17 protein-coding genes are annotated in these 9,767 nt (G+C 48.1%); 13 read left to right on the forward strand and 4 right to left on the reverse strand.

Going from position 1 to position 9,767, the window contains the following annotated elements; all coding sequences use genetic code 11:
- Positions 1-289 precede the first annotated feature (289 nt).
- The 10 genes from rpmJ to prfA all read left to right on the forward strand — a co-directional run bounded on the left by rpmJ (position 290) and on the right by prfA (position 6,779).
- Positions 290-403: a 50S ribosomal protein L36 gene (gene rpmJ, locus QUB37_RS06970; protein WP_015178722.1), complete on the forward strand. Its 114-nt coding sequence runs from the start codon at positions 290-292 to the stop codon at positions 401-403.
- Positions 404-486: 83 nt separating this feature from the next.
- On the forward strand, positions 487-870 hold the full coding sequence (gene rpsM / locus QUB37_RS06975; RefSeq protein WP_006634981.1) for a 30S ribosomal protein S13: 384 nt from the start codon (positions 487-489) through the stop codon (positions 868-870).
- 84 nt (positions 871-954) lie between these two features.
- A complete protein-coding gene (rpsK, locus tag QUB37_RS06980; RefSeq protein ID WP_006634980.1) occupies positions 955-1,353 on the forward strand; it encodes a 30S ribosomal protein S11 in 399 nt (132 codons plus the stop codon).
- 174 nt (positions 1,354-1,527) lie between these two features.
- On the forward strand, positions 1,528-2,472 hold the full coding sequence (locus QUB37_RS06985; protein ID WP_333057810.1) for a DNA-directed RNA polymerase subunit alpha: 945 nt from the start codon (positions 1,528-1,530) through the stop codon (positions 2,470-2,472).
- A gap of 128 nt (positions 2,473-2,600) precedes the next feature.
- A complete protein-coding gene (gene rplQ, locus QUB37_RS06990; RefSeq protein ID WP_006634978.1) occupies positions 2,601-2,951 on the forward strand; it encodes a 50S ribosomal protein L17 in 351 nt (116 codons plus the stop codon).
- Positions 2,952-2,980: 29 nt separating this feature from the next.
- Positions 2,981-3,823 carry a tRNA pseudouridine(38-40) synthase TruA gene (gene truA / locus QUB37_RS06995; protein ID WP_333160389.1) on the forward strand — a complete coding sequence of 281 codons (843 nt, stop codon included), beginning with the start codon at positions 2,981-2,983 and terminating at the stop codon, positions 3,821-3,823.
- Positions 3,824-3,962: 139 nt separating this feature from the next.
- Positions 3,963-4,418: a 50S ribosomal protein L13 gene (rplM, locus tag QUB37_RS07000; RefSeq protein WP_015178725.1), complete on the forward strand. Its 456-nt coding sequence runs from the start codon at positions 3,963-3,965 to the stop codon at positions 4,416-4,418.
- A complete protein-coding gene (gene rpsI / locus QUB37_RS07005) occupies positions 4,418-4,831 on the forward strand; it encodes a 30S ribosomal protein S9 (RefSeq protein ID WP_194067224.1) in 414 nt (137 codons plus the stop codon). The genes rplM and rpsI overlap by 1 nt, the downstream gene beginning before the upstream one ends.
- Positions 4,832-5,029: 198 nt before the next feature.
- A complete protein-coding gene (rpmE, locus tag QUB37_RS07010; RefSeq protein WP_333057796.1) occupies positions 5,030-5,338 on the forward strand; it encodes a 50S ribosomal protein L31 in 309 nt (102 codons plus the stop codon).
- A 346-nt stretch (positions 5,339-5,684) separates the two neighbouring features.
- Positions 5,685-6,779: a peptide chain release factor 1 gene (gene prfA, locus QUB37_RS07015; protein WP_333160391.1), complete on the forward strand. Its 1,095-nt coding sequence runs from the start codon at positions 5,685-5,687 to the stop codon at positions 6,777-6,779.
- A gap of 15 nt (positions 6,780-6,794) precedes the next feature.
- Here the strand turns inward: prfA and QUB37_RS07020 are convergent, their stop codons facing one another.
- A complete protein-coding gene (locus tag QUB37_RS07020) occupies positions 6,795-7,211 on the reverse strand; it encodes a hypothetical protein (RefSeq protein WP_333160393.1) in 417 nt (138 codons plus the stop codon).
- Positions 7,212-7,347: 136 nt separating this feature from the next.
- Here QUB37_RS07020 and QUB37_RS07025 point away from each other — a divergent pair, with 136 nt between their 5' ends.
- Genes QUB37_RS07025 through QUB37_RS07035 form a run of 3 tightly spaced genes read left to right on the forward strand, consistent with a single transcriptional unit; the run spans position 7,348 to position 8,509 of the window.
- Positions 7,348-7,713 (forward strand): helix-turn-helix transcriptional regulator, encoded by a 366-nt coding sequence (locus tag QUB37_RS07025; RefSeq protein WP_333057801.1) that lies wholly within the window; start codon positions 7,348-7,350, stop codon positions 7,711-7,713.
- 31 nt (positions 7,714-7,744) lie between these two features.
- Positions 7,745-8,110 carry a helix-turn-helix transcriptional regulator gene (locus tag QUB37_RS07030; RefSeq protein ID WP_333130221.1) on the forward strand — a complete coding sequence of 122 codons (366 nt, stop codon included), beginning with the start codon at positions 7,745-7,747 and terminating at the stop codon, positions 8,108-8,110.
- A 51-nt stretch (positions 8,111-8,161) separates the two neighbouring features.
- The gene (locus QUB37_RS07035) at positions 8,162-8,509 is read left to right on the forward strand and encodes a helix-turn-helix transcriptional regulator (RefSeq protein WP_333160395.1); all 348 of its coding nucleotides are present in this window, start codon (positions 8,162-8,164) and stop codon (positions 8,507-8,509) included.
- Between the two features lies 1 nt (position 8,510).
- On the opposite strand, the gene QUB37_RS07040 is transcribed toward QUB37_RS07035, so the two are convergent.
- From QUB37_RS07040 to QUB37_RS07050, 3 genes are all read right to left on the reverse strand, one after another.
- Positions 8,511-8,660 (reverse strand): hypothetical protein, encoded by a 150-nt coding sequence (locus QUB37_RS07040; protein ID WP_333160396.1) that lies wholly within the window; start codon positions 8,658-8,660, stop codon positions 8,511-8,513.
- Between the two features lie 114 nt (positions 8,661-8,774).
- The gene (locus QUB37_RS07045) at positions 8,775-9,320 is read right to left on the reverse strand and encodes a pentapeptide repeat-containing protein (protein WP_333160398.1); all 546 of its coding nucleotides are present in this window, start codon (positions 9,318-9,320) and stop codon (positions 8,775-8,777) included.
- 23 nt (positions 9,321-9,343) lie between these two features.
- Positions 9,344-9,574, reverse strand: a complete 231-nt coding sequence (locus tag QUB37_RS07050) for a hypothetical protein (protein WP_333160400.1) — start codon at positions 9,572-9,574, stop codon at positions 9,344-9,346.
- Positions 9,575-9,767 lie beyond the last annotated feature (193 nt).

Here is a 9,767-nt window from a genome sequence, read left to right on the forward strand (position 1 = left end):
AATGCTACGTTTGTAGTGTTGCCGAGAAGGGCGTCAACAACCCACCGGTGTACCGGGTTAAGTCATTGTTACACCGTAAAAGTATGGCTCGCCAACACTCTGGCGCAGGCGAACTTTACCCAGCAATGGGAGTGGGTGCAAGCGGGCTCCTTCATGAAACAACCCGCACTTTATACAATTTAATCGAGGAGAGGCCTACACCTTGCCCAGCCTCTCCTCCCACCGCTCTACGGGCAGTCCCAGCGTGCCTGCTATCCGGTAGAGCGGGGTTCTCCAGGCAGGAAGAAAGATGAAAGTTCGAGCATCTGTCAAAAAAATTTGTGAGAAATGTCGCGTCATCCGCCGTCGCGGTCGAGTGATGGTGATATGCACTAACCCGAAACACAAACAACGCCAAGGTTAGAAAAAAAGAAGATTGGGCACTGCACGCAGGTGCATCCTAATTGAACATTGTAGCCAAACAGGAAAACTAGGGAGACAAAAAGTGTGGCACGGATTGCCGGGGTAGACCTTCCACGCGATAAGCGCGTCGAAATAGGTCTGACATACATTTACGGAATAGGCTTGTCGCGGGCCCAAAAAATTATCGCTGCAACAGGCGTAAATCCTGACACTCGCGTCAAGGATTTAACAGAGGCCGACGTGACAGCTCTGCGGGCTCATGTAGAAACCACATACCAAATCGAAGGAGACCTCCGGCGCTGGGAGTCAATGAACATCAAGCGCCTGATGGACATCGGAACTTATCGCGGTCGGCGTCACCGTTTGGGTCTGCCGGTGCGGGGACAACGAACCCGTACCAACGCCAGAACCCGTCGTGGCGTCCGCCGAACAGTTGCGGGCAAGAAAAAGGCACCTTCCAAGAAGTAACATCTTTTTGGGAAAAATACGCTGGGGGCTGCTGGCTCCTAGCGCTTCGGGACATTAGTTGAGAGAAACGTTAAAGAGACTAATATGGCGCGACAACAAACAGGCAAGAAATCTGGTGCAAAAAAGCAGAAACGGAATGTACCCAATGGGGTAGGCTACATCCAGTCTACCTTTAACAACACGATTGTAACTATTACCGACCTCAACGGCGAAGTGATATCCTGGGCATCGGCAGGTTCCAGCGGTTTTAAAGGAGCTAAAAAGGGAACTCCCTTTGCCGCTCAAACAGCAGCAGAAAGTGCTGCCCGCAGAGCCAACGACCAAGGAATGCGCCAAATAGAAGTAATGGTGAGCGGGCCTGGAGCAGGTAGAGAAACTGCAATCCGGGCGCTGCAAGGGGCGGGACTGGAAATCACCCTGATTAGAGATGTTACCCCAATTCCTCACAACGGCTGTCGCCCTCCCAAGCGGCGTAGAGTCTAAAACGATTTGAGATTTTAGATTTTAGATTTTGGATAATGGCTAACTGCTTAAAGTCAAAAACTAATGGTTCTAACTGTTGCCCCGTCCATCCAAAATCCGAAATCCGTTCAGGGGTATGCTCTGCAATCTAAAATCCAAAATCAAAAATCCAAAGTGGAAAAGGGAGGTCACTCCGTGGCGCAGTTTCAAATTGAATGTATAGAGTCTAACACTGACAAAGACCGCAGTCAGTACGGAAAATTTGTCCTGGAACCGCTTGATCGCGGTCAAGGAACAACTGTTGGGAATGCGCTTCGGCGAGTTCTGCTGTCAAATTTGGAAGGAACAGCAGTAACTTCAGTCAGAATCGCGGGCGTCAATCACGAGTTTGCCACGATCGAAGGGGTACGTGAGGATGTTCTAGAAATTCTCCTGAACATGAAAGAGGTCGTCCTCAAAACTCATTCTCAGCAGCCACAAATCGGCAGGTTGCGGATTGAGGGGCCCGTCACAGTTACGGCCGATAGATTCGATTTGCCCTCAGAGGTGGAATTGATCGATCGATCCCAGTACATTGCAACTCTCTCCCCAGGCTCAGTTCTGGAAATGGAATTCAGAATTGAAAAAGGCATCGGATACCGAGCAGTAGACCGCAGTCGCGATGATGGATCGGCTTTGGATTTTCTCCAAATTGACGCCATCTTTATGCCGATTCGCAGAGTCAACTACAGCGTTGAAGATGCTCGGGTAGGCGGGACGGTCGAGAAAGATCGGCTGATTATGGAAATCTGGACTGATGGCAGCGTGACTCCTCAAGAAGCTTTGAGTCAATCTGCAAACATCCTGGTAGATTTATTTTCACCTCTCAAAGACATCACCCAAGATTCTCTCAAACCAGAGTATCCCGGTGAAGCCGATCCTACCAGCCAAATTCCGATCGAAGAATTGCAGTTGTCCGTCCGGGCTTACAACTGCCTCAAGCGGGCTCAGATCAACTCAGTTGCAGACTTATTGGATTATACCCAAGAAGACTTGCTCGAGATCAAGAACTTCGGGCAGAAGTCCGCAGAAGAAGTGATTGAAGCTTTACAAAAACGCTTGGGCATTACCTTGCCACAGGAAAAATCAGCTAAAAGTTAATCAACGGGTAACGGGTAAAAAAGTTCTGAATTTTAAGTAGGTGAGTTTTTAAGTTAAAGAATTCACCCCCCGAGTTCGCAGACTATCTATCCCGGCGCCCAATTACCAATTACCAATTACCAACTGCTATGCGTCACCGCTGTCGCGTTCCCCAACTGAGCAAACCGGCTGACCAGCGCCGCGCCCTACTGCGCTCGCTGACCACCGAATTAATCCGCCACGGTAAAATCACTACCACTCTCGCCCGCGCCAAAGCGCTGCGCTCAGAGGCGGACAGGATGATTACCCTGGCCAAAGATGGCTCCTTGGCTTCTCGCCGCCAAGCTATGGGCTATATCTACGATAAACAGTTAGTACACGCCTTGTTTGAGGCGGCACAAGAACGGTACGGCTCGCGCAACGGGGGCTACACCCGCGTAGTACGAACAGTCCCCCGTCAAGGAGACAATTCCGAAATGGCGATCGTTGAACTGGTTTAATTCCATTTTGGGTTGGAGATTTGTGATTTATGACTGACAATCCAAACTCCCCAATCGAAAATCCCCAATCGATACAGCGCGTTGCTCTGGTGATCCAATACCTCGGCACTAACTTTCACGGTTGGCAGCGACAGCCGAACCAGCGTACAGTACAAGAAGAAATTGAAACAGCAATATCGACTGTTCTGGAACGCCCGGTAACGCTGCACGCTGCTGGGAGAACCGATGCAGGAGTTCACGCTGCTGCTCAAGTAGCGCATTTTGATGCCCACGGCCCAATTCCGGCTCACCGCTGGGCAAGCGTTCTCAACTCTCGACTGGCAAAAGATATTTTAATTCGAGCTTCGGCAAAGGTGGAACCTACCTGGCACGCTCGGTTCTCAGCCAGTTGGCGGCGCTATCGCTACACCCTTTATACAGACCCGACCCCTAATTTGTTTGTGCGTCCTTTTGCTTGGCACTGCTATCACTCCCCTGTGGATGAATCTTTGATTCAGACAGCTTTGACACCGCTCATCGGGCGGCATCACCTGGCTGCTTTCCACCGCGCGGGTTCTGCCCGCCCCCATTCCTGGGTGGACGTGCAAGCGGCCGAGTGTCAGCGTTCTGGGCCTCTTATCTATATTGAGGTTCAGGCGAGCGGGTTTCTGTACGGGATGATGCGGCTGCTGGTGGGGTTGCTGGTGCAGGTGGGTCGCGGGGAAAGGCCGATCGACAATTTCACCGATATCTGGGTCAACGAACGCCGAGAAATGGTAAAATATGCCGCTCCCGCTCAAGGTTTGTGCCTGCTGCGGGTTGGCTATTCAGAATTTCCCTTTCCCCCAGATGTCTGGTACGACACCCAGCCAAAATTAGTCATTAGTCATTAGTCATTAGTCATTAGTCATTAGTCATTAGGTAACTACTAATAAAAAACTAAGGACAACTAACAATTAAAAACTGACAACTGACAACTGACAACTGACACCTAACAACAGTTAACAGTTAACAGACAACTAACAACAAACAATGAACAAAACTTACGTCCCTACTCAAGACTCCCTAGAGCACAAGTGGTACGTGGTCGATGCCGCTGACCAGCGGCTGGGCCGTCTGGCAACAGAAGTTGCCATGTACCTCCGGGGGAAACACAAACCGACTTACACTCCTTCTATGGATACCGGCGACTTCGTAATTGTCATCAATGCGGACAAAATCGCTGTTACTGGCAAAAAACGCACGCAGAAAATCTACCGCCGCCATTCTGGAAGACCGGGCGGGATGAAAACAGAAACTTTTGCCAAATTGCAAGCACGTTTGCCCGAAAGAATTGTCGAAGAAGCTATACGAGGAATGCTGCCTCACACTTCTCTGGGCAGACAACTGTTTACTAAATTGAAGGTGTACGCTGGCCCCAACCACCCGCACCAAGCTCAAAAACCAGAAGAATTAATTGTTCACACGATTCCGGGAGGAAATGAGTAATGCAAGCAACAGATACATCGGGTCGCGCTGTGTACTGGGGTACCGGCCGCCGCAAGTGTTCCGTAGCGCGGGTGCGCTTGGTTCCCGGCACTGGCATACTGACTGTCAATGGTAAAGAGGGGGATTTGTACCTGCAATTCAATCCTACTTATTTGGCTCTGGCTAAGGCCCCTCTGGAAACTTTGGGTCTGGAAAATGAGTACGACATTTTGGTAAAAGTCGAAGGCGGTGGCTTGACAGGTCAGGCTGACTCGATTCGCTTGGGTGTCGCTAGAGCACTTTGTCAATTAGACCCGGACAACCGCAAGCCTCTGAAGACTGAGGGCTATTTGACTCGCGACCCGCGGGCCAAAGAACGGAAAAAGTACGGTTTGCGGAAAGCTCGCAAAGCTCCTCAATACTCGAAACGGTAATCCAGGAAAGAAGGAAGAAGGACGAAGGAAAAGGCAAAAATTATCTATCCAGATTTTATCTGCCTTTTTTTGAAGTTTATTTCCGATTCCTGATTCCTGGTTCCAACAGATATAAGGCAAAATTCGTGCTGTTGTTGGTGTACAAGTCCTGCGGCAGCTAAAATGGTTGTAAAGTCAAAAATTAGAGAGTAAAAAACAATGGCAAAAGAAGGCATTCACCCTGAGTGGTATCCCGAATCTCAGGTTTATTGCAACGGGGAACTTGTGATGACTGTGGGCTCAACTAGACCCAAGCTTCAAGTTGATGTCTGGTCGGGAAATCATCCTTTCTATACTGGCACTCAGAAGATTATTGATACTGAAGGTCGTGTGGAGCGCTTTATGCGGAAATACGGCATGACCGAGGTAGAAATGCCGAAGGCAGATGCTTCCTCTGGACCGCTGAAAATGGAAGATCCGAAAGCAGATGCTGCTAAGGCTGCTGGTAAAGGCAAAAAGAAGAAGTAGCCGGATTGTCATTTGTCCGCAGTTTGTTGAGAGTAGTTCTTTTTACTGGCAACTTACCGCCCTCGGATTTTAGATTTTAGATTGAAGACTTCGCTATGCAGGCAGTAGAGTTCTATCGCGTAGAGTTCGATCGACATTCTATCCTAACTGCTCTTGAGTTCTAAAATCTAAAATCTAAAATCTAAAATCTAAAATCGATCCGCCCTCGGATGGGAGAGCTTAGATTGAAGACTTCGCTATGCAGGCAGTTGAGTTCTATCGAGATTCTATCCCGACTGTTCTTCAAATCTAAAATCTAAAATCTAAAATCTAAAATCTAAAATCGATTGACAAAGGACAACTGACAATGGCTGAATCTTATTTGCTGGATAAATTGAAGTCGGTAGAGCAAACTTTTAATGAGTTGACTCGCCGCATGGCTGACCCGGATGTGGCTAGAGACAATCAAGAGTTTCAACGTGTAGCAAAAGCTCGATCGTCCTTGGAGGAAGTGGTCGATACTTTTGCTCTGTGGAAAACCACTCAGGAAGATTTGGTGGGCGCGCGACAGGTTCTCAAGGAAGCCGCGGGCGATCGAGATATGCAAGAAATGGCTGCGCTGGAAGTTCAGGAACTTGAGGCGAAGCTGGAGAATTTGGAAAGTCATTTGAAGGTTTTGCTGCTCCCCCGCGACCCAAACGATGACAAGAATATTATGCTGGAAATTCGGGCGGGTACTGGCGGAGATGAGGCTAGTATTTGGGCGGGAGATTTGCTGCGGCTGTATTCCCGTTACGCTCAAACTCAAGGCTGGCAGGTGAAGTTGGTGAGCGAGTCGCTGGCGGAAATGGGCGGCTTTAAAGAGGTGATTCTGGAAATTACAGGCGACAGCGTTTACAGCAAGCTGAAGTTTGAGGCGGGGGTACACCGGGTGCAGCGAGTGCCTGTGACTGAGGCTGGCGGCCGGGTGCATACTTCGACGGCGACGGTGGCTGTGATGCCGGAGGTTGATGATGTGGAGATTCACATCGATCCGAAGGATATTGAGATGAGTACGGCTCGATCGGGCGGCGCTGGCGGTCAAAACGTGAACAAGGTGGAAACTGCTGCGGATTTGTTTCACAAGCCGACGGGAATTCGGATTTTCTGTACTGAGGAGCGCAGTCAGTTGCAGAATAAGGAGCGGGCGATGCAGATTTTGCGGGCTAAGCTCTATGAGATGAAGTTGCGGGAGCAGCAGGATGAGGTGAAGTCGCGGCGTTTGGCTCAGGTTGGTACGGGTTCGCGATCGGAGAAGATTCGCACTTACAACTATAAGGACAATCGGGCTACCGACCACCGTTTGGGGGAAAATTTCTCGCTCAATAGTGTTTTGGAAGGGGATATTGAGGGGATTATTCAAACTTGCATTTCTCAGGATCAGCAGGAACGTTTGGCTGAGTTGGCTGCTTCTACTAATTGATGGAGTGATGGGGGACTAGGCGCATTGTTTGCTCAGCCTCAGTTCCCTTGTTACGCGGGAGATCTGGTTGAGTAGGGCTTCCCAAATTGCATCGGCGCTTTGGACGGGATATTTGAAATGTTCGAGGTCGTATTGTACAATGACTTCTAGGGGTGCTAGGATTTGCTGGTTTCGACAACTGGCAATTGCTGCGATCGCCTCTTGTTGCCATCTGGCAAATAGTCTGTAGCTGAAAAAGGAACTGCATTTTTGTCCTTTTTTGTTCAGGTAAACAACTATTACCTGATGTTGTTTGGGGTAGACTTTCACTATGCGGTTGACGGGCATTCTCAGGGCTTCGGCTGCTTCTTTTTTGGAGATTTGCCAGCACTGGGGTTTTAGCCAACCGGAGGCTGTAAGGCTTTGACGTGTATTGCGTGTCTTGCGAGTCATTTTTACTGCCCCTGATTGGCTACAAATACAATTATGATTTCAAAAGTATTTACACTCTAACTGGTAAACTTTTTGCTGTCAAGCAAGAAAGACAGATTTTTTGGTAGATAAGTAAACTAGGAGTTGTGTTGATCTGGTGACTAATACTGTGGACACAGAAGCTAGGAAGAAACTGAGCGAAGTTGTGAAGCTAGCCCGTGGCGACCTGAGTTTTAGCGCTTTTGGTAGGCTATTGGGAGTCTCTGGGTCTGCTGTTCAGTATTGGGAAAAGGGCCAGGTACTCCCGGATACGAAAAATTTGACTCAGATTGCGGCAAGAGCGGGCTTTACGATGGAAGAGTTAATGGCTCATCTCGAAGGCAAACCAATGCCGGAACCTGTCAATACCAACGAGCTCCTTAAAAAAATCCAATGTATGCCACTTAGTGACTTAGCAGTGATTGTTCGAGCTGGTATGGAGCGACTGGCTGCTGCTGCTGTAGCTTCTGGGAAGTATGGTTGATGTTCTGTAAACTGGGAATTGTGGTTATCTGGTGGCTGATACCGTGAACGCAGAAGCTAAGAAAAAATTGATCGAGATTGTCAAACTAGCTCGCGGTTCGATGAGTCAGCGGGCATTCGGCAAGCTTCTGGGCGTCTCTGCGACTGCGGTTCAGTTGTGGGAAAAAGGTCAGAGCATCCCAGATACAGAAAATTTGGCTCAGATTGCTGTGAGGGCCGGGTTTACACTTGAAGAGCTGCTGGCTCATCTGGAAGGCAAACCCATGCGTGAACCGGTAGATACTAACGATCTGCTGAAAAAAATTCAATGTATACCAATTAGTGAGTTAGCCGTGGTTGGTAGAGCCGTGATGGATAGACTCGCGGCGGCGGCTGAGTCGTCTGGGAAATATAGTTGATGTATCACTTCGTAAGTAGACTGGTAGATACGGTTGAGTAACCTTCGAGTCGTGAACATCGAAAATAGACAAAAACTTAGCGAAATCATCAAAACTGCTCGCGGAACAATGAGTCAGCGAGCGTTTGGTAAGCTTTTGGGCGTTTCCGCTACCGCTGTTCAGCTTTGGGAAAGGGGCGATACGGTTCCTGATACTGAAAACTTGGCTAAGCTCGCTGCGAGAGCTGGTTATTCGCTGGAAGAACTTCTGAGATTTTTGGATGGGAAGCCAGTTTCAGATCCGTTAGATATTCAAGATATTGTCAATAAAATTAGGTTCTTGCCTCTGAGTCAGGTGGCGCTAATTGGCAAAGCTGTAGCGGATAGATTCGCTGCATCGGCTGAAGCTGCTGGGGAATGAGTTAGGATCGATCGCGATCGCCCGTTTTGCAGAAGTAGATCCCGATCGCCCTTAAAAATTTCCACCACTCGTGCATATCACAAATCGAGTAATTTGTCAAGGCAAAATCTACTTTGTTACGGAGTGCGATCGCCCTTATGCACTTACGCACTCCAAGCAAAGAAACCGGGTTTTTTACCGAATCTGCGGGATACAACGCGTCTTATCGTAAAAAACCCGGTTTCTGGGCCCCTATGCGATCGCCCTTATGAAAAAACCACTCGCCCTATCCCTGACTCAATATGTCTAAAAATTCTCGGACAATGCGATCGGGTTCTTCTGTGCATCTGTTAGCGTCGCAGTAGTGGATGATGCTGATACCGTGAGATGCAAACAGTCGATCGCGCGTTTCATCTTTTTCTGTGTCGGGATGCGATATTTCCAGAATTCCCCATTTGCCTTGGTGGAATATGAGGAAATCGGGTTCTTGGTTTTGTCGGCCTGCGGGTGTTGTGAGGCGCGCTTTGGAGTTAGGGAAAAAGAGGGTGTTTGTGCGATCGAGGGCTTCGGCAATTTTTACTTGTTCTTGGCTGTGAAAGCGCAAATCATTCCAGTGATAAATCCGTTCTTTTATGCTAGACAAAATTCCCTGGTTATGTGCGTCTTCAGCTTTGATAATTTCATCGGATACTGTATGATAATCAGATAGAATTGCACCATGTAAATCTGCTGATGAATCTGATTCACTTAAGTTTGCGAATGATAGTTTTGCTCCGCTTAAGTTAGCAACACTGAGATTAACTCCAATTACTTGAGTTCGATGTAATGTCACTTGATGTCGCCGTAAATATCGTTTTATAACTGCTTTAATCTTACTTTTTCGTCAAATACTTCTGAGAGTTGTTTCCAAAGTTTATAGCCAGCGGCTTTAATATATTCATCATCATATTTAGAAACTTTAGCAATTTCCTCATAAGACTGTCTGCCTTCCCAGGACTGTTTGAAGATTAGCTCTTGCACGTCGTTTAACTGTTCGTCGTCATCTAGGACTGTTTCGACAATGGCGAGAGCTTCATCGACTGTCATGGGTTAGAATCCTGTTAAAGGTAGTGTCGGAGTGGAGGTTGTGCTGGCATGGTTTATGATACTTTGCCCATGTATACACATTGCTGTGGATAGATTTTAGCACAGTAGAGGAGATGTTAAGCTGTTGTGCATTTAAAACGCATATTGGTATAATATAACATAATGATATTCAGAAAAAGTGAATGCCTGCTAA

Source organism: Microcoleus sp. AT3-A2, assembly GCF_036705685.1.
Taxonomy (GTDB): Bacteria; Cyanobacteriota; Cyanobacteriia; order Cyanobacteriales; family Microcoleaceae; genus Microcoleus.

What these genes read in the sequence shown, in the direction of transcription:
- rplQ (WP_006634978.1), top strand. Translation starts at nt 2,601, where the DNA reads ATGCGTCACCGCTGTCGCGTTCCCCAACTGAGCAAACCGGCTGACCAG.
- rpmJ (WP_015178722.1), top strand. Translation starts at nt 290, where the DNA reads ATGAAAGTTCGAGCATCTGTCAAAAAAATTTGTGAGAAATGTCGCGTC.
- rpmE (WP_333057796.1), top strand. Translation starts at nt 5,030, where the DNA reads ATGGCAAAAGAAGGCATTCACCCTGAGTGGTATCCCGAATCTCAGGTT.
- rpsI (WP_194067224.1), top strand. Translation starts at nt 4,418, where the DNA reads ATGCAAGCAACAGATACATCGGGTCGCGCTGTGTACTGGGGTACCGGC.
- truA (WP_333160389.1), top strand. Translation starts at nt 2,981, where the DNA reads ATGACTGACAATCCAAACTCCCCAATCGAAAATCCCCAATCGATACAG.
- prfA (WP_333160391.1), top strand. Translation starts at nt 5,685, where the DNA reads ATGGCTGAATCTTATTTGCTGGATAAATTGAAGTCGGTAGAGCAAACT.
- rplM (WP_015178725.1), top strand. Translation starts at nt 3,963, where the DNA reads ATGAACAAAACTTACGTCCCTACTCAAGACTCCCTAGAGCACAAGTGG.
- rpsK (WP_006634980.1), top strand. Translation starts at nt 955, where the DNA reads ATGGCGCGACAACAAACAGGCAAGAAATCTGGTGCAAAAAAGCAGAAA.
- QUB37_RS07050 (WP_333160400.1), bottom strand. Translation starts at nt 9,574, where the DNA reads ATGACAGTCGATGAAGCTCTCGCCATTGTCGAAACAGTCCTAGATGAC.
- QUB37_RS07020 (WP_333160393.1), bottom strand. Translation starts at nt 7,211, where the DNA reads ATGACTCGCAAGACACGCAATACACGTCAAAGCCTTACAGCCTCCGGT.